18 protein-coding genes are annotated in these 21,806 nt (G+C 55.5%); 8 read left to right on the top strand and 10 right to left on the bottom strand.

Annotation, left to right across the window (positions count from 1 at the left end):
* Window positions 1-88 precede the first annotated feature (88 nt).
* The 3 genes from G536_RS0104045 (at window position 89) to G536_RS0104035 (ending at window position 3,204) form a co-directional block, all read left to right on the top strand.
* Complete coding sequence (locus G536_RS0104045) at window positions 89-1,057, top strand: hypothetical protein (RefSeq protein WP_022822300.1); 969 nt, start codon at window positions 89-91, stop codon at window positions 1,055-1,057.
* Between the two features lie 132 nt (window positions 1,058-1,189).
* Window positions 1,190-2,188 carry a ComEA family DNA-binding protein gene (locus G536_RS0104040; protein WP_022822299.1) on the top strand — a complete coding sequence of 333 codons (999 nt, stop codon included), beginning with the start codon at window positions 1,190-1,192 and terminating at the stop codon, window positions 2,186-2,188.
* 140 nt (window positions 2,189-2,328) lie between these two features.
* Entirely contained in the window at window positions 2,329-3,204 is an 876-nt protein-coding gene (locus G536_RS0104035; protein ID WP_022822298.1) for a hypothetical protein, read from the top strand.
* Between the two features lie 73 nt (window positions 3,205-3,277).
* Here G536_RS0104035 and G536_RS0104030 read toward each other — a convergent pair whose 3' ends face one another.
* Entirely contained in the window at window positions 3,278-4,120 is an 843-nt protein-coding gene (locus G536_RS0104030; RefSeq protein WP_022822297.1) for a hypothetical protein, read from the bottom strand.
* A gap of 194 nt (window positions 4,121-4,314) precedes the next feature.
* Here G536_RS0104030 and G536_RS0104025 point away from each other — a divergent pair, with 194 nt between their 5' ends.
* A complete protein-coding gene (locus G536_RS0104025) occupies window positions 4,315-4,512 on the top strand; it encodes a cold-shock protein (protein ID WP_022822296.1) in 198 nt (65 codons plus the stop codon).
* A 134-nt stretch (window positions 4,513-4,646) separates the two neighbouring features.
* Here G536_RS0104025 and G536_RS0104020 read toward each other — a convergent pair whose 3' ends face one another.
* Window positions 4,647-5,141, bottom strand: a complete 495-nt coding sequence (locus G536_RS0104020) for a gliding motility lipoprotein GldH (protein WP_022822295.1) — start codon at window positions 5,139-5,141, stop codon at window positions 4,647-4,649.
* 15 nt (window positions 5,142-5,156) lie between these two features.
* Complete coding sequence (locus G536_RS26165; RefSeq protein ID WP_022822294.1) at window positions 5,157-6,824, bottom strand: PSP1 domain-containing protein; 1,668 nt, start codon at window positions 6,822-6,824, stop codon at window positions 5,157-5,159.
* Between the two features lie 1,116 nt (window positions 6,825-7,940).
* On the opposite strand from G536_RS26165, the gene G536_RS0104010 reads away from it, so the two are divergent.
* Window positions 7,941-8,588: a M57 family metalloprotease gene (locus G536_RS0104010; RefSeq protein ID WP_245575748.1), complete on the top strand. Its 648-nt coding sequence runs from the start codon at window positions 7,941-7,943 to the stop codon at window positions 8,586-8,588.
* Window positions 8,589-8,736: 148 nt separating this feature from the next.
* On the opposite strand, the gene G536_RS0104005 is transcribed toward G536_RS0104010, so the two are convergent.
* The 5 genes from G536_RS0104005 to G536_RS0103985 form a co-directional block, all read right to left on the bottom strand.
* A complete protein-coding gene (locus tag G536_RS0104005) occupies window positions 8,737-11,382 on the bottom strand; it encodes a S8 family serine peptidase (RefSeq protein WP_022822292.1) in 2,646 nt (881 codons plus the stop codon).
* Window positions 11,383-11,717: 335 nt separating this feature from the next.
* A complete protein-coding gene (locus G536_RS0104000) occupies window positions 11,718-12,881 on the bottom strand; it encodes a zinc-dependent alcohol dehydrogenase (protein WP_022822291.1) in 1,164 nt (387 codons plus the stop codon).
* A 233-nt stretch (window positions 12,882-13,114) separates the two neighbouring features.
* The gene (locus G536_RS26160) at window positions 13,115-13,984 is read right to left on the bottom strand and encodes a hypothetical protein (protein WP_022822290.1); all 870 of its coding nucleotides are present in this window, start codon (window positions 13,982-13,984) and stop codon (window positions 13,115-13,117) included.
* Window positions 13,985-14,048: 64 nt separating this feature from the next.
* Window positions 14,049-14,837, bottom strand: a complete 789-nt coding sequence (locus tag G536_RS0103990) for a UDP-2,3-diacylglucosamine diphosphatase (protein ID WP_026879812.1) — start codon at window positions 14,835-14,837, stop codon at window positions 14,049-14,051.
* Window positions 14,809-15,468: a LutC/YkgG family protein gene (locus tag G536_RS0103985; protein WP_022822288.1), complete on the bottom strand. Its 660-nt coding sequence runs from the start codon at window positions 15,466-15,468 to the stop codon at window positions 14,809-14,811. Before G536_RS0103985 ends, G536_RS0103990 begins: the two co-directional genes overlap by 29 nt.
* 421 nt (window positions 15,469-15,889) lie before the next feature.
* Here G536_RS0103985 and G536_RS26155 point away from each other — a divergent pair, with 421 nt between their 5' ends.
* Window positions 15,890-17,155 carry a tetratricopeptide repeat protein gene (locus G536_RS26155; RefSeq protein ID WP_022822287.1) on the top strand — a complete coding sequence of 422 codons (1,266 nt, stop codon included), beginning with the start codon at window positions 15,890-15,892 and terminating at the stop codon, window positions 17,153-17,155.
* 188 nt (window positions 17,156-17,343) lie between these two features.
* Here G536_RS26155 and ftsH read toward each other — a convergent pair whose 3' ends face one another.
* The gene (gene ftsH, locus G536_RS0103975; RefSeq protein WP_022822286.1) at window positions 17,344-19,464 is read right to left on the bottom strand and encodes an ATP-dependent zinc metalloprotease FtsH; all 2,121 of its coding nucleotides are present in this window, start codon (window positions 19,462-19,464) and stop codon (window positions 17,344-17,346) included.
* Window positions 19,465-19,562: 98 nt separating this feature from the next.
* Window positions 19,563-19,952, bottom strand: coding sequence for a ribosome silencing factor (gene rsfS / locus G536_RS0103970; RefSeq protein WP_022822285.1), 390 nt, complete (start codon window positions 19,950-19,952; stop codon window positions 19,563-19,565).
* Window positions 19,953-19,994: 42 nt separating this feature from the next.
* Between rsfS and G536_RS0103965 the strand changes: the two genes are divergently transcribed.
* Window positions 19,995-20,759 carry a biotin--[acetyl-CoA-carboxylase] ligase gene (locus G536_RS0103965; protein WP_033369618.1) on the top strand — a complete coding sequence of 255 codons (765 nt, stop codon included), beginning with the start codon at window positions 19,995-19,997 and terminating at the stop codon, window positions 20,757-20,759.
* Window positions 20,760-21,071: 312 nt separating this feature from the next.
* A complete protein-coding gene (locus G536_RS30280; protein ID WP_051166836.1) occupies window positions 21,072-21,692 on the top strand; it encodes a T9SS type A sorting domain-containing protein in 621 nt (206 codons plus the stop codon).
* Window positions 21,693-21,806 lie beyond the last annotated feature (114 nt).

Raw genomic sequence — 21,806 nt, 5'->3', positions numbered from 1 at the left:
ACGTAATGATACGGGCCGCAACCGGCATCGGCAATTATACTGCGGCAAACCCCCGTATTTGCTGGCAAAATCCAAGTATCTTGCCGTCATGCGTGCGTTCCGATTTTTTCTTCTCTGCGGGTTTCTGACACTGCTCTGCCGCTGCCCCGCGCAGGCGCAAGCGGTGCCAAACCCCGGCGAAAATATTGCGTCTCTGGTTACGTTTGGGGCGCAGGCCGATAAAAGCTGGGGCGACGACGACTTCACCCAGACCTTCTTTTTCCTGATTCCGAAAGCCAATCGGCAGCCGGTCTACATCCGCGTGTTCGACCCCGACTGCGGCGGGCAGTTCGATGAGAAGCGCTTCAACTGGAACACCACCACCGAGTTCAGTTTGTACGGCGGCGTAGGCACGCATTCCGGCCCCGATGCCCGCGCCACCGAGCCCAAGGGCAATTTTCGGTCGGGTACGCTGCTCAAGCAAGTGAAGTTTGGAGTTGACCCTAAGTATGATGGCAAGTGGTACACCTTTGGGCCCCTCAATCCGCTGGAAGGCGAGTTGGTGCCGGAGTTCGAGGGGTACGTGTTCAAGCTCATTGCCCAAGGCAAATCCGGCGACGATGGCAACCTATACCGCTATTTCCTGAGCACGAGCCCCACTGAAAATGTGGCCGTGGAAGGCGGCAACGCCTTCACCTATGAATATGCCTTCCGGTTGGTACCCACCAAGCGTGCCATCACGCACCTCTACCCCTTCGTGAACGACCGGGTGGTGAGTGTGCGGCAAAGCAACTTCGACCTGGACGGCGACGTGAGCATCAAGATTTTCAGCGTGGCCAAAAACGGCCATCCCGCCGCCGTCAGCCAAGACAACGTGTGGGCCCGCAGCGTGCATCCCATCAGCGACAAAGAGCACGGCCTATCCTTGGATATGCGTCTCACTTCACTTACCAAAGAAGGCAATGACCTGGTCTTCTACGTCACTGACCAGTACGATGTGGCGCTACCCTTCTTTGCTATTCCGCTGGGCGGCCCGCCCCGCTACCGCTACGATGTGGACGTGAAAATCAGGAAATAGGAATTATGCTTTGGTCGGGCTGCCTGAAAAAGAGGTCCGACCGGCACACGACAACCGCAAGCTGAACTCGTCTTATTTTGCTGTTCCATTAGCTACGCTTTACTTTCTATACCACCTATCTTCTTATCGATTATGAAGCCTAGTCGTTGGCTCCGCCGCTATTTCGGGTTTTCGCGCCGCGAAACATCTGGCTTTGTTGTGCTGCTTGGCCTTTTAGTGGCGTTGCTGGTGCTTCCGCCGTTGGTGCGGCCACGCCTGGCCACCTACAATCCCGCCACCGACCAGCAACAGCTTGATGCGTTGGCGGCGGAACTGGCAGCTCAACGGCAAGCACGGCCCACTTACGCCAGCAACAGCCGCTACCCGCGCCGCACTTATGTGGCGCGGGCGCGGGTACCTCAGGTGGCGCTGGCTCCTTTCAACCCCAATAGCTTCGCGGTTACTGACTGGCAGGCGCGGGGCCTGCCGGAGTGGTTGGCTAAGCGGCTGGTAAAGTACCGCGACGTGGTAGGCGGCTTTCGTGCCAAAGAGCAAATCCGTAAAGCCTACGGTCTTTCTGATACTACCTATGCCCGGCTGGCACCCTACATCCAGCTACCCGAGCAACTGCCGGCGCGTGAGGCGCGCACCTACGCCAGCCGCTACCCCGCAAACAGCACCTACCCAGCGCGCACGGAGTCTGGCACCGCGCCCAGCAAGTTCGCCCGCAAGCCCCGCAACCTCCAACCCTTTGACCTCAATGCCGCCGATACCACCCAGCTCATGCAGATTCGGGGGATTGGACGCGGGCTGTCGGGGCGGTTAGTGGAGTACCGGCAGCGGCTGGGCGGCTTCCTACGGGCCGAGCAGCTCAGCGAAATCTACAGTCTGCGTGACGCGCCCGACTTGGTAGACAGCTTGCGCAAGTACACGTTTGTACGCGCTGGTTTTGCGCCAGCTATGTTGGATGTGAACAACGCGCCGTTCGAGGTGTTGCAGGCCCACCCGTACATGGGGAAGCGCCTGGCCCGCGTGCTGGTAGCGTATCGGCAGCAGCACGGCCCATTCCACCAACCCACCGACCTGCGCCAGATTCGGGTGCTGGATGAGGCTACTTACTTGAAACTTCAGCCATACTTGGTGCTCAAGTAGTAGCCCGCCTATTTTCTCGCGTAGTAGCATCAGGAGCCAGCCGTGCGTATTGTTGCAGCGCGCAACGCCCTAGCAGTGCTCCTAGCCTGGTACTGCCGGAAGCCGAAGGCAGGTGTTCTAGTTCACTTAATCACCCTGAAATGCTGTTTTTACTGCGCGATAAGCTCTTTCCTGTGTTGGTGTTCCTGCAATCGGTTATCTGCGGGTGTGCGCCAGACGGTGGCCGGGGCGACTTCTCGCAGGTGCGGCAAGACTACGCAGTGCGGCAGATTGGCCGGATATCGAAGACGGTTCTTATTGAAAGCTCGGGATTTGCGCTGGCCAATGACCAAGGCGACTTATGGACCCACGGCGACGGGGGCACAGCAGCCAGTTTGTACAAGGTTACGCCGCAGGGCGACTTGTTGCAGACGCTCAAGCTGCCACTCGTCAACATCGACTGGGAGGATTTAACCCGCGACGACGAAGGCCACCTCTACATCGGCGACTTCGGCAACAACCAGAACAAGCGCCGCAACCTAGCCATTTACCGGCTCAGCGGGGTGAACTTTAATCAGGTAGACACCATTCAGTTTCGCTACCCCGATCAAAAGGAATTTCCGCCGCGCAAAGACGAGCGCAACTTCGATTGTGAGGCGTTTTATTACCGGCAGGATAGCCTGTATCTGTTCACTAAAAACCGCGGCAAAGGCAACTGGGTGAAGATGTACGGCGTACCCGCTCGCCCCGGCTACCACGTAGCCACCCTGCTCGATAGTATCAAAATCAACACCTGGATAACCGGCGCTGACCTCAGCCCCGACAGCCGCACGGTGGCCCTGCTCGGCTACGGCCACGTGTATCTGATAGAGCGCCAACCCGGCCGCCGCCTCTTCGACGGCCGCAAAAGCTGCCTGCCCATCCCAAGTTCAGGCCAAACCGAAGCCATTTCCTTTATCGACAACGAGAACTTCGTGTTCAGCAACGAGAAAGGTCGCATCTACCAGGCTACCCGCAAAAAACCTAAAGGGCAGTAAAGTGCAGCAACAGCAAGGCCGCCGTATTTCGGATGCTTCCGAGACACGGCGGCCCGCTGACTTGTTGCGCTGCTTATTGCGCTTTCGGTTCGGTATTTTGGGGACCAGTTTGGCCGGGCGCGTCGCCTTTGGGGCCATTGGGGTCGTTGTAGGAACCGCCTTTGCTACCGATGCCCGCGCCGGTATTGCCTTGTTCGCTATGCTCGCCTTCGGTACGCACGTAGCCCGTGCGCGACTCGTCGGCTTCGCGGGCAGCGTCGGGCTTGGTGTGCTCGTTGGCGCCGGCCACAGCGGGCTGGTTGGGTACCGGCGCTGGATCGGCCTGAAAACCGCCCGGCGACGTAGCTTCTTCTTTGCTATCGGCGGGCAGGTATTCGTCTTCCACTTGGTTGCGCTGGCCGGTTAGGTTGGCGCCGGCATTGCTGGTACCGCCCAGCGAGGAACGGCCGTAGTCTTCGCTGTAGCCACCACTCAAGTGCTGCGGCGCGTTGTTGTCGTTGCCATAGTCAGGAGAAACAGCCGAGCCCTCTACTGGCGTGCCGGGCTGGGTACCAAAGGTGCTAGAACTCTGGTTGGTGGGAGTACTTTCTGCCGAGCCAGTGTTGTTTTCGGTTGTGCCACCCGCGTAGCCGCCCCGAGTGGCCTCGGCGGGCACTACCTGGCCGCCGTACACCTCGTCGCCGCGGAACTGGTTGCCGAAACCGCCTTGCGTATGGCCGGGGCCGTGAGCGCCAAACTCGCCGCGGCCGGGGTTGGCCAGTTGGTTGTCGCGCCGGTCTTCATCGGCAAAGGAGTCGGTGACGCTGTTGCTGGCGTCGCTGCCGGGCACTTCGTGGGGCTCGGTGTGGGCCGAGGGCAGCGCGTTACCAGTGGCAGTTTGCTCGGGACTTGGGTTGGGCGTGGTGGAAGGTTCCATAGGACAGAAAAGCAATGGTAGAACAACGGCAGTTAGCCACGCAGGGAGGCCGGGCCAGGTAGCTACTGCTACGCTTCCGTAGGGGTCGGGGTTGGATTTGGCACTTTTGAGTTGGGCGAGTTCAAAATACCCCTTAGATTTACCTGCATCTTTTTCACTTCCTTTTCCTCTTCCAAATCAACCTTAGTAGTATTATGAAAACCGGTAAAGTAAAGTTCTACAATGAAGCAAAAGGGTTCGGCTTCATTATTCAGGACGAAAACAGCCAAGATATTTTCGTGCACCAGACCGGCCTTATCCACGAAATCCGTGAGAATGACCGGGTTTCGTTTGATGTTATCGAAGGCAAAAAAGGCCTCAATGCAGTTAAAGTTGAGCGTATTGCGGTATAGCTACTCTCGGGTGCCAACTGGTGGCCGTTGCTAGCCGCCTTTGCGGTTCTCCTTAGGCATTGCTTCAACAAAAAACGCCCCGGTTATACAACCAGGGCGTTTTTGCTTTTTTGAAAAGATACCGGAGTAGCACCTTAGGGAGTGGCGGGTTTGGCTTTGGACACTCGCACCCCCACAGCCATCAGGCCGGGTAGCTGAGCCTGGCGCATATACTGCTCCAGCACAATTTTGTAGGTACCAGTTTGGTGGAACTGCTGATTGGGCAGGGCCAGAAACTGGTGGTCGTAGATGTCGCCGGTGCCTTTGCCGCGTGGCTCGCCGGTTTGCGGGTCCATCAGAATCATCTGGTGAAGCAGTTGCGACACCTGCTTGTTGGCCGGATCGGTGAGCGTATGCTTCAGATACAGGTTGTAGTAGCCGTAAGCCGAAGCGTTACGAATGTTGAAGTACACATCGTAGCGCTGGGTGGTATCGGCAATATCAAAGGTGAAAGCCGGCTTCTGCCGCACCGACCAGGTATAGTTGTCGAAATCGACGTTTTTCTCATACACCTGGCTCGGGTCGCAGGCAGTCAGCAGGAGCGTCAGGCTCAACCCGAAGGCCGGAAGCACACGAAACAACTTTAGCATAAACAGGAAACAGAATCAGGAAGCAGGAGAAGCAGAAGGCGCGGAAGCGGCACCACCTTCGGGGCGGCGGCCGCCACCGCGGCGGCCCGAGCGACCACCTTCCCGTGGAGGCCGGTTGCCACCTTCGGTACTGCTGGGGCGGTTTTCGCCACCTTCGCCGGAAGCCGATGCTCCCCGGCCACCTCGTCTTTCGCCACTACGCGGCGGCCGACTTTCCGAGTTGCCGTCGGGCTTGGTGCCGTCGGCAGGGGCATTGCGGCGGCCGTCAGCGTTGCGCGACGAGCCTTCTGGGCGCGTGCCATCGGCTGAGTTGGAATTACCGGAACGGTTGCGGTTGTTGCGGCGGTTGAGGGGGCGGGCAGCGGCACCGCGGGGGCGCCGGGGCTCCTCACCAGCAGTGCCAGCGGCGGCGCCCTGTTGCTCCGGTACTGGGGCCGACGACTCGGCAACGGGCTCTGGCACGGTAGTAGGGCGTGCAGGAGCAGCACCCCGGCTCGGAGCAACAGGGCGGCCACTGGTTGGGCGTGGCGCGGCGGCTACTACGTCTTCAGGCTTACCTTTCTTCTTGCCGCGCTTGCTCCGCTTGCTGGCTTGAATCTTATCATCGAGGCGCTCCAGTGAGCCTTCTACAATGGCCGTTACTTCGGGCGCTTTTTCTTCTTCGCGCACGGGTACCAGCAGCGTGTCGGGCTTTTCGCCACGCTTGTTCATGTCCAGCACTTCGCGCACGCGCTCCACGGGCAGCACCACCCAGTTGTTGTCGCCGCGCACCGCAAACCACATTTTGCGCTTGAAGATGTCGGTTTTTTGCAGCGTGTAGTCGCCTTTCTCGGTTTGGAGCGGGCGCTGCACTTGCGGAATGTCTTTGAGGGCGTCGAGGTAGGTGTCCAGCTCGTAGTTGAGGCAGCACTTGAGGCGCCCACACTGCCCCGACAGCTTGGCCGGGTTGAGGCTCAAGTTCTGGTAGCGGGCCGCGGTGGTGCTCACGCTCTTGAAATCGGTGAGCCAGGTGGAGCAGCACAACTCACGCCCACACACGCCAATACCACCCAAGCGGCCGGCCTCGTGGCGCAACGAAATCTGGCGCATTTCCACCCGCACCCGAAACTCATCGGCGAGGCGCTTGATTAGGTCCCGAAAATCAACCCGGTCCTCGGCCGAATAGAAGAAGGTAGCGCGGGTGCGGTCAGCCTGGTACTCCACGTCGGAGAGCTTCATGCGCAAGCGCAACTCGTCAACCACGGTGCGGGCCCGGAACATGGTGCCGGTTTCCAGGTCGCGCACGGCATTCCACCGCTCGGTGTCCTGCTCGGTGGCTACCCGCAGGATGTTGTGGATGTCCTTGGAATCTAGGGGCACCTTTTTCTTTTTCATCTGGAGGCGCACCAATTCGCCTTTCAGCGAAACGTGGCCTAAGTGCCAGCCATTGCCGCCAGCCTCCACCACTACGGCGTCGCCAGTGACGAGGGGCAGGTGGTGGGTGTTGCGGTAGAAGTCTTTACGGCCGCCTTTAAAGCGGATTTCAACTATGTCGAAGCCTTTGAAGTCGCTGGGCGTATCCAGGTCCTGGAGCCAGTCGAATACGTTGAGGCGGGTGCAGCCGCTGCTACAGCTACCCTTCGAGCCGCAGCCCGAGGTAGTGGTAGAGCAGCTACCGCCGGAAGAACAGGAGGAACAAGCCACTGGTGGGAATATTTATATAGTGAAGCAGCGCCGGACGCCGCGGAAAACCGGTTTTTACAAAGATACAGAATTCGGAAGCGGGGCCCGAACACCCGTTTCGCCCTTCAGGAGCAGGGGCTAGGTCAGGAAATAAAGTCGGTTTTCCTACCGTACCACCCGAATAACCTGGCTTTGGCTATCGGCGACGCACACCATTCCCCAGAGCCCCGCCCCTACCCCGAATGGGCTATTGAAACGCACCTATAAGTGCAGTTTCGTCTTAGTGTTCAAAGCCTAACGGCGCACCAGCCAGCATAGTAGCCTCACCAATGGCAGTCACTTTCCGCACCACCGAATCAGCGGCTTAGTTTACCTCTAGGGTCTTATTCGCAGTTGTGGGCACCCTGGTCGGATACCGGAACCGGACCGCAGTACCTGTTGCGTTGGAGCTTTTGGTGGCCACTATATCCGCCGGAGTAGCTACCCTGATGACTGTACCGGGAATGGTATCAGTGGACTAGGCCTTGGCACTACCAAACGGCAGCCACACTGAAAGTAGCAAGCAAACAAAAACTCACACAGAAATCGAACAGACAGATAACGCTTAAAGCTATTAGCTACTAATCGAATTTTGACAAGCACAGCTTAGCAGATACTGTTGATTTTCAGCACCTAGCTATGATAAGAGCAAAGATGCTAGACGATTAAGAACAACAATTTAATTATATGGCTAATCATATATTACCGATTTCAATTCGCTGAATTATATTATACTAACACAGCATCTATTCTTCATTTCACCTTCATCTTAATCTAAAAACCATATTTTATAATCAAATCATATAATTTCAATAAAAACAGCATTTGTGTATAATTATGTTAATTACTATGGCCATACATTGACATATCAGCAAAATTCATCTATTTCCTCACCATATTCTGTTCTTCCTTTCCACAACCAAACCAACCTTCACCATGAAAATTACCCGTTTATTCACTCCGCTTGCGTTAGTAGTTGGTACTGCCTTCGCAATTTCTTCTTGCGAAAAGAAAGAAGACGTAGTTGCAAAAAGTGAAATATCAGAAGAAACTCTCACCCAAGTTCGTGCTCTAGGCTTTAGCACTACAGAAGCTACTGTGGTAGAAGGAGGAGTATTGGTGGAAGGCGATATTCTGTTAACTAATGAGATGCTCACCAGCCAGCCGGAGTACTCGATGTTGCGCGTCGGCCAGGAAGAGCAGTACCGTACTACCAACCTGGTAAACACCAGCAGCGGCACCCGCACCATTACTATCCGTGTTTCCACCAGCTTGCCATCCGCGTACATCACGGCTACCGACGAGCTGATTCGGCGCTACAATGCCGAAAACCTGCGGCTGCGTTTTTCGCGTGTTACCTCGGGCGGCAACATTGTGCTGTCGGCGGCGCCATCTGGTGCCGGCTACTTGGCCTCAGCAGGCTTCCCTTCCGGTGGCAACCCTTACAACCAAGTGTTAGTCAACTCGGGGGCCATCGGCACGGCCAATGCCTCCACGTACATTGCTACCATTTTGGCGCACGAAGTAGGGCATTGCATCGGCTTCCGCCACACCGACTACGCGGGCCGGCAGTATAGCTGCGGTGGCTCGGCAGTAAACGAAGGTGCTAGCACGGTAGGCGCCGTTTACATCCCAGGCACTCCCACTGGCAACGATCCTAACTCTTGGATGCTGGCCTGCATTGGCTCGGGTGCTAACCGTCCCTTCAACTCCAATGATAGAACGGCGCTCAACTATCTATACTAAGGTATAGCCAGTAGCTTAAGTTAAAAGCCCCCTGACCACGCATACGGTCAGGGGGCTTTTTTATGCTAGCGCCATTACAGATGCAGGCACCGCATCCTCGCTGCGGCAAACAGGGCAATGCTATATCAATTTATCTATACCCTGCCCGCTAGCGCAGTACTACCCGGCGCGTAATGCTGGCCCCGTTACTGGTGCGGGCGCGCAGCAAGTACATACCCGAACGTAGGCCTTTGGTGTCAAATTCGTTGATGGTTCCTGTTACGGTGGTTTTGCGCACCAGCCGGCCCAAGCTGTCGAAGAGATACAGTTGCAACGACTCGCCTGGCTCACCAACTACCCGTAATGGTTCCCCCACCGCCACCGGCACCGGGAATACCAATAACTCATTGCGGCGCACCAAATACGCACTTTCCACTTGGCTGTAGAAAACGCGCCCACTGATATCTTGTAACTTCACCTGGTACTCGTTGAGGCCTGGCGCAGCTGCGAGGTCCGTAAATTTGGTGCTGAGTGCAATGCCCGCGCGGATGGTTTGAATGGTTCGGAATTCACCTAATTCCCGGCGCTGCAACTCCACCGACTGTAGCCGAAACAGGCTGCCCAATTCTAATTGCAGCTTCACTGTATCAGCAACCAGTTGGCGCGGCACAAATGAGCGGATATAGCAGTTGAGGCCCGTATTAGCTAAGTCGAGAGTGATGCTGCGCGTGCCGCGCACTGGCCCAAGCACAGGCTCTACGGCGTAATAACTGCTTACATCCTGCTGCGTTTTGGAAAGCACCAAGGTGGTATCAGTGGTGAGCTGAAACGGTTGCAGGTGAGTGGCACCCAGCCGATATATCTGGTAGCCGGTGGCACCCGGCACTCGGTTCCAGTACAGCAGCCCTTCCTCGGGACAGGCGTACCCTACCTGCAAGGCCAGTTCCCGCGCCACTGCTACGGTATCGGATACGTAGGTAGTATCGGGCGTAACCAAGCGAAGCTGCACCGGAGCGGCTATGTTGGGCACCTGCCACGCGTAGTTGCGCTGGCTTAGGTCAAGGTTAGGGTTGATAATCTGCCAGCCAGCGGCATCGAAGGGCTTATACTCCAGGCGGGCAGTGGTGGCAGGTCCGGCCCATTGCCAGGCAATCTGCTCGGTAGCACCTACCTGCAAGCTGCGGGTTTTTAGCGGATTCAGCCAGTCAAACTCCCGCTCAAACTCATACGCCACGCTAAACGTCTGCGGCCCTGCCGTTACGTTGAAGCCGCGAATAACTATCATGTAATAGTCCTGCACTACACCCGTTAGTGTTACCTGCTCGACATTATTAAGATGATCAGGACGCCGACGCGCGGGTAAAGCCAACGAATCCAGGTTTGGATAGGAGCTTAGCGTCCAAGGCAAGTACTGAACGTCACGGCCAAAATTCAATGCTACTACTTCTAAATCCAAATCATTGACTAAAGCCTGCGAGGCATTGGCTATGGCTTCAGGATCGGTCCAAGTAAGCGTGACTTTGAGTTTCCGAGCACCTGGTGGCGGAATTAGCTGAAACCGTTCCGTTTGCCCCTGCCCTATTGTACCAGTTCGGTAGCGCCCGTTCAGCACTGTGCGCACGGTACCCAGTGCATCAACCTGCCCGAAGCCCGAGTCGAAATCCACTTCGGGGCGGCCAGTATCATCGGCGCTGTTAAGCAGGGCGGCTTTCACCAATGAACTAGGTGGCAACGCGCCGCCGTTCAGGTCGCGGTAGGCTTGCTGGGCCAGCAAGCTGATGCCCGAAACCAACGCGGCTGCGTCGGAAGATCCATCGTCACCGAAAGCCACCAGCTCAGGTTTCACGCGGCCATCATAGGCAGGACCACGGGAGCTGAGCGGCGCTACTTCACCCTGCGCATTGGTAGCGCCCACGCTCAGCGTGTTCTTCGACATCTTGAATTGTCCAGTCAGGTTGGCCACTGCGCTTAGGCCCTCGTACCGTCCGGTATCAGGAGCTAGGTTACCCGAATTGCCCGAAGAAAATACGTGCAGCAGCGCGGGGTTCTGCCGGGCCTGGGCATCGTAGGCGCGGGACTCAAGGCCGTAGTAGTTTTCGATGCCGGTACCGTAGGAGTGGTTCTGCACGCTTACACCGCGCCGGTTCAGGTCGGTTAGGTTGTCGGGCAGCAGGTTGGCGTAGTCGGCGGGAGTGATGCGGGCTTGCCAAGCAACGCCTTTACCGCTGCGAGCTGAGTTGCCGCCTCCGGCAATAAGCGTTGCCATAACGGACGCATGTTCCGATACCGGCGCCGAGGAAGCTGTTACGTCAACCAAGCGGCCTTTGAAGTCGATATCAGTGGGGTCAAGCAGGTTTTCTTTCACTGAAACCGTTAGGCCTTGCCCCGTGAGGCCCGGGTAGTACTGGTGCACCGCCGCCACCCCGTTCACCACTGGATTGGCCCGGTCTAGGCGCCGCTCTTCGTGGGCAGGCCGGTTGGGCACATCCACAAATTGCACTAAAGGCGAAGCCAGCAACACTTCTAGTTGCGCTTTAGTTGCTCCCACAACCAGCGCCAGTTCTGGTTGGCCAGGTTCAGGCTGTACCCGCACGCCCGGCAACGTCTGGCGCATCCATTCCACAAATGCAGTCCGGTTTGTGACGCTCACGCGCGCAGTTTGCTGGCCGGAACCTGTTGCCCGCACTGTGGGAGCCAGTTTGCTGATTGTAGGAACTGGTTTGTATTGGGCCGCCAGCTGACCGGCACCAGCCACGACCAATACACTAAGCGGAAAACAGACCCGAAGCCAGCCCCGGATAGTGTTGAGGAACATAAAGAGCAGTAAATGGGCGCGTACCGCCAGGCAATACCTTACGGTGCACCTTCTTTCAAAGTTAACAAAAAGCATTACCCACGCGAACAGAAGTTCAAACCAGCTGATACACGTACTACTGCTGCCACTTCTTGAACGTATCACGCAGCACTTTTACCGCCTGCAAGCCTGCTACGAGCCTTCTAGCTACATACAGCAACAACACAAAGCAGTAGTGGAAAGTAAAAGCTCAACCTTAAACCAACTATACTCCTTTCCACTGCCTGCTTTAAAATGCAAAAAGAGCCTGCTGGTGGCAGACTCTTTTTGCGCTTAATGCAATTACAAAAACCAACTTATGGCTTCAATACCACTTTCAGGCAATTGTCTTTCTTATTGCGGAAAATATCGTAGCCGTGGGCGGCTTCGGCCAGCGGCAAACGGTGTGAGATGATGTCGTCAAGCACCACTTTGCCTTCAATAACGTATTGCAACAGCTTGTCGATGTGCTTGTGAGCCGGGGCCTGGCCACCAATCAGCTTGATGCCTTTATCGAAAAGCTGCCCTAGCGGGAAGTTGTCGAATGGCGTGCCGTACACGCCCAAAATCGTGACGGTACCCCCGCGGCGCACGGCACTCATGCAGGCTTCCAGCACTTTGGGCGAGCCTTTTTCTAGGTTGATAACGGCTTTGGCCCGGTCAAGCAGGTCCCGATCGGGCTCGAAGCCCACTGCTTCCACGCACACATCAGCCCCGCGCCCTCCGCTCATGGCGCGGATTTGCTCTACTACGTCTTTGGCGTTTTCCCAAAGGATGGTTTCCACGTTAGCCGAGGCCTTGGCTTTGTCGAGGCGGTACTGCTGGGTGTCCACGATAATCACGCGGGCCGCGCCGCGTAGCCATGCCGACTTCGCCGCCATAATCCCCACCGGCCCCGACCCGAAAATGGCAATGATTTCGCCGCCTTTCACGTCGGCCCAGTCGATGCCGGAATAGCCGGTTGGAAAAATATCGGTCAAGAACAGTGCCTGCTCATCGGTCAACGAATCGGGAATGACACGCGGTCCGAAGTCGGCGTAGGGCACGCGCACATACTCGGCTTGGCCGCCGTTGTAGCCGCCGTATAGGTCGGTGTAGCCAAATAGGGCGCCGCCTTTTTCCGTCAGCAAGCCACCTTCGGGGCCGTAGTGCTCGGGGTTGGAATTTTCGCAGTGGCCGGGCAGTTCGTGGTTGCAGAAATAGCAAGTACCACAGGCCACTGGAAACGGCACCACCACCCGGTCGCCGACCTTAAGCTTCCCCCCTACGCCTTTGCCTACCTCCTCTACAATGCCCATGAACTCGTGCCCGAGCACCATCGGTCGGGGCTGCGGAATGCTGCCGTTGTAGATGTGCAAATCGGAGCCGCAAATGGCAGTACTAGTTACGCGGATAATGGCGTCGCGCGCGTCTTCAATCGTCGGATCATCTACGGTATCAACGCGCACGTCTTTTATACCGTGGTACACTAGTGCCTTCATAGTGAGGTAAGGTTTTGGAGGTGAAAACGGAGCAGCCCGGTTGCGGCCGGTACAAGGCTAACGGCCGAGGTTACACCGGAGTTATTGCTCAGCTTGCCCTAATCAGGCCTCTATATTGCCTTAAGGCTCAGTGCAGAGAAGCAGGTAAGAAGGCGAAGCCGTGCTTCGCGTATCGTTGGATAACTGGCATATATCTTAACGGTGCGCCTCAGTATACGAAGCACAACTTCGTGTTACAATTTATACACCTGCACTCCGGCTGCCGTGAAGAGGTAGGCGTACCCTTCGCCCAGCAGAACCTGCCGTACCTCCGCGGCCGGGATGGGTAGCGGTAGTGCCCGTTGGGTGAGATTGTAGAGGTGGAAAAGCTGCACGGCCCCATCAGCCAGAAAATATAGCTCGTCGCCCCGGAAACCGACGGTATTCAGGTTAGCGAAGGGCAGTTTCTTGCGGTAGTTACCCAAGTTATCGAACACGTAAATTCCGTTCACTCGGTCCACCAAGTACAGGTTGTTCTGGTACTCCCGCAAAAACCGAAAATCGGGTTTGGAGCGGCCAATCAGCAAATCCAGCGGCGTGTTGCGGGTGTTGCGGGGCTGTGCCGGGTCGAATTGGCGCAGGGTTAAGTCCGATTCGTTGAGCAGCCACAGCCGGTCGTCGGGGGCTAGGGTGGTGGCGCGAGCGGTACCATCCAGCAGGTCGAGCAGGTTGAATTGGCTGATGGGCGCCGCAAATCGGTCGAGGAGCAGCAGTTCCTGCCGGTCGTCATAGAAGACCAGAATTTTGGTGGTGTTCCAAGCCTCAATTTGTGCCACATGGCCCGGCAGCGGCGGCGAGTAGGTATTCAGCAGCTGCCCATCGGCCCCGTATTGGCGCACGTTGTTTTGGGCATCGGCTACGTACAACGTGCCCCGCCTATCAAGCGAGGCCACCCCCGGCCGAGGCAGAACAATGGTGCGCACCAGCGTCCAGGTGGAGGCAGTGGTAGTAGGCTCGTTCGGCTTGGTAACGGCCGGAGCGGCTTGCGCGGGAGCCGGCTGCTGACCGGGCGGCACCACCGAGGCCGGAGTGGGCACGTTAGTTTGGGCAATGGCCGTGGTCAAAACAGAATATTGTGCAAGAAGCAGCGCGAGAACTGCCAAGCGTTTCGGCCAGCTCATCTTGCTACTACTTCTGCTCGAAATGCTGCAACGCCAAGTCTGTACCATCATACACGCCATAGGAGCAATAATTGACCCATTCGCCTAGGTTCAGATAACGGCTGCCGGGCGCTACCGGTACGTCGAGGGGCAGGTGACGGTGGCCGAACACGTAATAATCGTGGTGAAAGAGTTTTTCCAGCTCCCGGCAGTACACCAGCAACCATTCTGCGTCCCCGAAATACTTTTCGTCTTCCTTGGTGCTCTGCACCCGGCTGCGGCGGCTCCAGCCGTTGGCAATACCAATACCGAGGTTGGGATGAATGCGCGCAAACATCCATTGGGCCACCGGCGAGGCAAATACTCGCTTCAGTACTTTATAGGTATAGTCTTTCGGACCGAGGCCGTCGCCATGGCCGATGTGAAACTCGCGCCCGCCAATTAATTGGCTAACCGGGTGGCGCAAAATTGGGATACCAAGCTCTTGCGTGAAGTAGTCGAACATCCACATGTCGTGGTTGCCGGTGAAAAACGTCACCGGGAGGCCAGCATCGGTCAACTCAGCCAACTTGCCTTGCAACCGGATAAAGCCGCGCGGAATAGCGTGCTTATACTCAAACCAAAAGTCGAAAATGTCGCCAAGCAGGTAGATGGCGGCGGCATCCTGCGCCACGGTATCCAGCCAGCGCACAATGCGCCGCTCCCGCGCCAATGAACTGGCAGCATCCGGAACACCAAGATGAAAATCGGAAGCAAAATAAACGCGCTTACCAGGGGGCAATGCCAGATCAGGCAGCCGAGGGGGTGGTTTCGTCATCCAACAAAAACAAAACAAGGCTGCGCGGGCCGTGGGCACCGAGTACAAGAGTTTTTTCAATATCGGCCGTACGGCTGGGGCCCGTGGTAAGCGAAATCATGGACGGCAGATGCTCGGGGCCATACTTCTGCTGTAAATTATGCAGCGCGTCCCCAATATCAGCTACCACCTGCGAGGTGCGGGCCAGCACGAGGTGTTGGTCGGGGTAGACGCTGAGGCGGCGGCCACTGCTGGTTGCCGCCGATACCAGCAGGCTACCCGTGCGGGCAATCAGGGCTTCGCAAGTGGTTAAGCCGGCGTCGGCATGGGCCACAAATTTCGTCTCGTCCTGGTTGAAGACCAACCCACCAGCATGCAGAATCTTTTTCAGTTCCGGCTCCCACACGTACAGGTATTCTAGGGCTTTTTCCTTTTTATAAGCAAAAAGCTGGTCATAGAAATGCTCTTCCGACTCGCAGAAATACAACTGTCCGCCCACCCGCACAAAACTTTCGGCAAACGCTACGGCCAAGTCGCCGGTGGCACGGGGGTGCAGCGGCGCGGTAAAATCGGGCGCGGACTTGGCCATCGTGGGTTGCCGGAGCGATTCGCGGATACGGCGCAGAATAATGTCGCGGGACGATTCGGGCATATCCCAAAGGTAACGAGCCTAGCTGTAGAAGTACATATGCCTTGCCACTAACTCAACCTAACAAGCATTATCAGCAATTTCTTTTACAACCCTACGCACCATCAACCCATATTTAAATAGTATTAAATTTAGTTGCAGCAATAATTTACCTTAACTCGTTATAATACAGCAATCTTGTTTTTCATCATAGTTACTTATATCCTATATTTATCAATCCAAACACGCAGCATAATCGTTAATAATAGGCTAATTTTACACTTCAAAGGATTGAGCCATGAAGAAAAAATACTATCCTATACAGCTAACGTCTATAATTAGCAAAACTAACTACGCTATTCTGGCACTATGTGTTTTGCTTTCTTTTTTCATACTGCCTACCATATCCTTTGGTCAGACTCCTGATTCTACCTTGGTAAATGGCATGCGCAACATTGCACTGGAAAATGTGGACGTATCGCCGGATGTGGTGGACATGAAAAACTGGCTGCTGCTCAACAAGGATATCCAGACGGAACTGGATGGCGCTGTACATAACATTTACAACTCCAAGCACGACCAAGCTGAGAAGCAATTTCGCTCGTTGCGCCGCCGCTACCCTCAGCACCCCATGCCCTACTTCCTAATGGGGTTGAGCACCTGGTGGAAGATCATGCCCAGCAACGTCACCAACACCATTTACGACAAGACGTTCTTTGCCTACATGGATACGGCCATAACTAAGGGGGAACGGCTGTATGACCTCGACAACAAAAACTACGAAGCGTGCTTTTTTCTGGCCGCAGCATATGGATTTGATGCCCGCTTACACGCTGAGCGCCACGACCTGCGAAAAGCTACTATTAGCAGCAAGCGCGCCCTCGACTACCTTGACAAGAGCAAAGAAGCCAATGGTTTGAGCCCGGAGTTTCTGCTGGGCCAGGGCTTGTTCAACTACTACGCCGCCTGGATTTCCGAGGAACACCCGTGGTTGCGCCCTATCTTGCTACTCTTCCCCAAAGGCAACCGACAGTTGGGCTTGCAGCAAATCAAGAGCGTAGCTGATAATGGTTTTTATGCGGGCCCCGAGGCGAAGTTTTTCCTGATGAAAATACTGGGCAGTGAGCGAGAAAACAACTCGGCTGCGGCTTTGCAAGTAGCCCGCAAACTAGCTACCGAATACCCCGACAACGGCTATTTCGAGCGGTATTATGCCATGCTGTGCTTCAATAATGGGGAGCACCGCAAGTGTGAGCAGGTTAGCCTCGATATTCTGGATAAGCTGAACCGCGGCATGCCCGGCTACGAAGGATTCAGCGGTCGGTATGCTACCTATTACCTAGGCTGGCTCAATCAGAACAAGTACAAAGACGCAGCCAAAGCCAAGGACTATTTCCAGCGGTGCGTGGTGTTTTCGGAAGCTACTGGCCAGACTGGCGTAGGCTACTACGTACACGCAAACTATAACCTGGCAAAAATTGCGGAAGAGGAAAACAACGTGAGCGTGGCCCGGCGCTATTTCCAGGTGGTACTAGAAAAGGCCGAGCGCAAGTCTGATATCTACAACGAGGCCAAGGATTACCTGAAGAACCGGAAGCTGATGAAAGCAAGTTCCCGGCAGTCTGGCTCCCTGTATTCGTCCGATTATCAAGCCCAAAAGCTCACTGCAAAGTCTCGCCTATCTGCCCTGGACGTTATAACAGGTAAATAGCTTCCTTGAAATGATAGCAGCGCAGAGGGCCGGCTCTGCGTATCGTTGCTGACGCTGCACGTTTATCGTTGGTACAGGAGTATCAGTCATACAACGAGGCGCAAAGTTGGAGCTTTGCGCTGCTATTTTCCGGCAAATAAAAAGGCCAGCCTCAAGAGGCTGGCCTTTTTGCATATTAATGGGTGCAGTTACATGGGAGTTACTACGCTGCCACCTGAGCCAGCCGATGAATTACTGCTGTTGGGCAGGTCTGCATCAATGCCGGGCAGATTCAACTCGGGTAGGTCGTCGCTCAGCGGAATACCGGGGTGCTCCTGCTTCCGCTCGCTCAAGGTTTCGCTCCGGTCGGTGCCGGCCATGTGCGCTTGGTAATTGGTTTGTACGCCGTGTGGGCGCTTACCTACCAAACGCTCCAAGTCGTCTTGCAGCAAAACTTCTTTATCGAGCAGTTCCTTTGCTACCACTTCCAATTCGTGCCGCCGTTCGGTCAGCAAGTCTTTGGTGCGGATGTAGGCATTCTCGATGATGTTGCGCACTTCCTCGTCAATCATCTGCGAAGTGGACTCCGAGTAAGGCTTCGAGAAGCCATATTCATTCTGGCCTTTCGAGTCGTAGTACGATACGTTGCCAAGCTTGGCGTTCATGCCGTACATTGTTACGATAGAGTAAGCCATTTTAGTGATGCGCTCCAAGTCCGACAAAGCACCTGTCGAAATCTTGCCGAATACGATTTCTTCGGCAGCACGACCACCTAGAGTCATGCACATTTCATCAGTGAGTTGCTCGGTGTTATAGAGGAACTGTTCGCGCGGCAGATACTGCGCGTAACCCAGAGCGGCTACGCCACGCGGCACAATGCTCACCTTCACCAATGGATCGGCGTGCTCCAAGAACCAGCCCGCAATGGCGTGGCCCGCTTCATGGTAGGCCACAATGCGCTTCTCGTCGGGGCTAATGATCTTGTTCTTCTTCTCCAGACCACCAATAACCCGGTCAACGGCATCGGTGAAATCCTGCATGCTGATGAACTTCTTGTCGCGACGGGCGGCAATTAGGGCAGCTTCGTTGCAGACGTTGGCAATTTCAGCGCCCGCAAAACCTGGAGTTTGAGCGGCCAAACGGCGCGCCTCTACATCAGGGCCCAGCGTAAGCGGCTTCAAATGCACCTGGAAAATCTCAGTGCGGCCGTTGATGTCTGGCTTATCGATGCTGATTTGCCGGTCGAAACGGCCAGGACGCAACAGTGCCGAGTCAAGCGTATCAGGGCGGTTAGTAGCAGCTAAGATGATTACCCCGGAATCGGTACCAAAACCGTCCATTTCTACCAGCAGCGAGTTCAGCGTGTTTTCGCGCTCATCGTTGCCACCGGGCATATTACCCCGTGAGCGGCTCCGGCCCACAGCATCAATTTCGTCGATGAATATGATGCAGGGAGCTTTCGATTTGGCTTGCTTAAACAGGTCACGTACCCGGGCGGCACCTACCCCCACAAACATTTCCACGAAGTCGGAACCGGAGAGTGAGAAGAATGGCACGTCGGCTTCACCAGCTACAGCTTTGGCCAGCAACGTCTTACCAGTGCCAGGAGGGCCTACTAGCAGCGCACCTTTCGGAATTTTACCGCCCAGAATGGTGAACTTGGAAGGATTCTTCAGGAATTCTACGATTTCCTGTACTTCCTCTTTCGCCTCTTCCAGACCGGCTACATCTTTGAAGGTAATCTTCACTTTGTCGCCGCCTTCAAAAAGGGCAGCGCGGCTTTTACCGATGTTGAAGATTTGGCCACCGGCGCCAGCACCACCGCTCATGCGGCGCATCAAGAACCAGAAGCCGACAAACAATAGAATGGTGAGGCCCCAGGTGGTAACTAAGTCGCCGTAGCCATTGCGGGTATCAAACGTAATACCGATGCGCTGGTCAACTGGCACGTTGGCTTGCAGCTTCTCGAAATCCTCCTTGAAGGTTTTGCCATCCACCACCCGGAAACCGAATTGAGGGCTAGCATCGAAGGCAAGTGGGCCACGCTGAGAAAGCTCCTTGCGGTACTTACCGGAGCGCACTGCTGCGGGCTTCAACGACACTTCCACTTCCGAGCGGTCGGTGAGCAGGCGCACGTCGCGCACATCACCGGCGGCGTACATCTGCTCGAATTTTTGCTGGTTTATTTCCACTTTGCTGCCGCTCTGGTTAAAGAACAGCCAAGCGCACAGAAACAGAACCAGCCCAGCGAGCAGCCAGAGCTGCATACCCGGCTTCGGAGTCGGGTTGGGCAGCATGGGCTTTTTCTTTTTGGGCGTGTTATCTGACATGTATAGATTGGGCTAAGGCAAAAAACAAAGGCGGAACACCCCGCCAGTGCGTTTGTTCCCGCTACTAGACGAAAACGGACGCACTTTACTTTATGGTATTATCGAGCCGGAACGGTTTCTTCCTCGATGTAAGTGATTTCTGCATCACCCCACAATTCCTCTAGCGCGTAAAACTGCCGACGGTCGCGTAGGAAAACGTGCACTACCACGTCTACGTAGTCAAGCAGCACCCACTCACGGTTCATGCGGCCTTCCGTCTGCCATGGGTTCTGGCCGGTTAGTTTTTCCACTTCTTCCTCCACCGAACGCGCAATAGCATCGATTTGGGTATCTGACGAAGCCGAGCAGACGATGAAGTAATCTGCTACGGCATTTTTGAGCTCTTTGAGGTTCATTACTACGATATCCAGGCCTTTCTTTTCCTGCATGCCGCGTACTACTACTTCTGCCAACTTGTCCGAATCCTGCCGAACCGGGGTACTTTTCATAGGGTATTGTTAGGTTTGATCATCACAAAGTACGAAAAACACGTGGAGGCACTTTCCCCCCAAACGTTATTCACGGGCCGCCAAGTGGTTTCGCTGCCCGAATGTGCTTCTACCAACAGCGAAGCACAAGATCTTATTCACAGAAACCGCGCCACCGACGGCTGCGTGGTAATAACCGACAAACAGACTGCTGGCCGAGGCCAGCGCGGTAATCGGTGGGAAGCAGCGCCTGGCGAAAACCTGACGATGTCGGTGGTGTGGCGTCCGGCGTTTCTGCCAGTTCCCGACCAGTTTCTGCTTAGCCAAGCGGTGGCGCTGGCTGTGCACGACTGGCTGGTAGCGTTGCTCGGCCCCGACCCCGCGCTTCGGGTGAAGTGGCCAAACGATATTTTCTTTGGAAACCGCAAGCTAGGTGGTATCCTGATTGAAAACACGCTGAGCGGCACAATGATTCAGCACAGTGTGGTCGGAATTGGGATAAATATCAATCAGCAGGACTTTGGTGTCACTACTGCTACTTCCTTGGCTTCCCTAACGGGACGCGCTTACGCCTTGGAGCCCTTGGCCAGCCGCTTGCTGGAATGCTTGGAGCGTCGCTACCTACAATTGCGTGCCGGCCGCCTCGCCGCCATCCGTCACGACTACCGGCAGGTGCTTTACCGCTACAGAGAGGCTCATATATATGAGGTAGATGGCCGACAGATATCTGGCGAAATCACCGACGTAGACGAGGCTGGCCGCCTAGCCTTGCTGACAGGTGGACAGATTCGTTATTTCGACCTGAAAGAAATTCGTTACGTCATCTGAATTAGCCAGTTGATCGGTGAATAAGGGCGACTTACCTAGTTTATCTCGTTATACCTATACATACGGGCAACCTTTGCGTATTCTCTTACGAGTCACCTGAAAATAGCTGGGCATTTCAAGCTCAACGCAACCTTTTCGCCTGCTGCTTCATCTATGCTTCAGGTTGTAAATCGGTAATTAGGCACGGTGCTTGTCTATCTGAATACGTGGTGCGCCTGCGGTTATTCCAGACAACTAACGCACTTAATACGCAAAAAACTATATATTTAGAAGTTCCTCCCTGTGGAACTTCTCTTCTGAAGCAGTTCTCTCATGAAAATTTCTACTCGTTTGGTTGGCCTGTTCGGCCTCATTTTAGGTTCACTTTCCTCCTACGCTGCTACGGTGGTGGTGGAAGTGGGCGATAATTTCTACCGGCCGGCCACTGTCACCGTCCGGCCCGGCGACCAGGTGCGCTTCCTGAACGTAGGCACCAGCTCGCACCCGACGGTGTCGGACTCCAACCCAGCTTTGTGGCAAACCTTCGTGATTAGCACGTCCAATACCTCGTTCACCACGGCGCAACTCACCACCGCCGGCACATTTGCCTACCATTGCTCGGCCCACACGGGTATGAACGGCAGCATCATAGTTGATCCTACTGCACCGCTGTCCACGCTTGATGCCAAGGCAGCCAGCACGCTACTCAGCGTGTATCCTAACCCCAGCAAGGGCGCGGTAGTGGTAACGGTAAACCAGAAAATAGGCACCCCCTACAAGTTGCGCTTAACCAATATTCTGGGCCGGGAGATTCGCAGCTTTACCCTTCACCCTGAGTCTGCCAGTGCCGGCATACCACTAAACCTATCGGATTTGCCAGCAGGCATGTACTTCTACAGCCTGTTGTTGAATGATAAAGTAGTTTCAACGAAGAGATTCGTATTACAGAACTAATCGATTCCTTTTTATTTTGTCTTTAGAAAAAGCGGCTGAGAAATTGGCCGCTTTTTTTATGCCTAGCAGCTAACAATGGCTCCTCTAGGTGTAGCATAAGCTACCGTGCGGCCG

Source organism: Hymenobacter norwichensis DSM 15439 (genome assembly GCF_000420705.1).
GTDB classification, from domain to species: Bacteria; Bacteroidota; Bacteroidia; order Cytophagales; family Hymenobacteraceae; genus Hymenobacter; species Hymenobacter norwichensis.
The sequence above is the reverse complement of the archived record's forward strand: the minus strand, read 5'-3'. Positions and strand labels throughout refer to the sequence as shown.

Excerpts from the sequence above, each read along its gene's own strand:
- ftsH (WP_022822286.1), bottom strand. The coding sequence starts at position 19,464 with ATGTCAGATAACACGCCCAAAAAGAAAAAGCCCATGCTGCCCAACCCG.
- G536_RS0104025 (WP_022822296.1), top strand. The coding sequence starts at position 4,315 with ATGAAAACCGGTAAAGTAAAGTTCTACAATGAAGCAAAAGGGTTCGGC.
- G536_RS0104035 (WP_022822298.1), top strand. The coding sequence starts at position 2,329 with ATGCTGTTTTTACTGCGCGATAAGCTCTTTCCTGTGTTGGTGTTCCTG.
- G536_RS0104000 (WP_022822291.1), bottom strand. The coding sequence starts at position 12,881 with ATGAAGGCACTAGTGTACCACGGTATAAAAGACGTGCGCGTTGATACC.
- G536_RS0103985 (WP_022822288.1), bottom strand. The coding sequence starts at position 15,468 with ATGCCCGAATCGTCCCGCGACATTATTCTGCGCCGTATCCGCGAATCG.
- G536_RS0104005 (WP_022822292.1), bottom strand. The coding sequence starts at position 11,382 with ATGTTCCTCAACACTATCCGGGGCTGGCTTCGGGTCTGTTTTCCGCTT.
- G536_RS0104045 (WP_022822300.1), top strand. The coding sequence starts at position 89 with ATGCGTGCGTTCCGATTTTTTCTTCTCTGCGGGTTTCTGACACTGCTC.
- G536_RS30280 (WP_051166836.1), top strand. The coding sequence starts at position 21,072 with ATGAAAATTTCTACTCGTTTGGTTGGCCTGTTCGGCCTCATTTTAGGT.
- G536_RS0104030 (WP_022822297.1), bottom strand. The coding sequence starts at position 4,120 with ATGGAACCTTCCACCACGCCCAACCCAAGTCCCGAGCAAACTGCCACT.
- G536_RS0104020 (WP_022822295.1), bottom strand. The coding sequence starts at position 5,141 with ATGCTAAAGTTGTTTCGTGTGCTTCCGGCCTTCGGGTTGAGCCTGACG.
- G536_RS0104040 (WP_022822299.1), top strand. The coding sequence starts at position 1,190 with ATGAAGCCTAGTCGTTGGCTCCGCCGCTATTTCGGGTTTTCGCGCCGC.
- G536_RS0103990 (WP_026879812.1), bottom strand. The coding sequence starts at position 14,837 with ATGACGAAACCACCCCCTCGGCTGCCTGATCTGGCATTGCCCCCTGGT.
- rsfS (WP_022822285.1), bottom strand. The coding sequence starts at position 19,952 with ATGAAAAGTACCCCGGTTCGGCAGGATTCGGACAAGTTGGCAGAAGTA.
- G536_RS26155 (WP_022822287.1), top strand. The coding sequence starts at position 15,890 with ATGCGCAACATTGCACTGGAAAATGTGGACGTATCGCCGGATGTGGTG.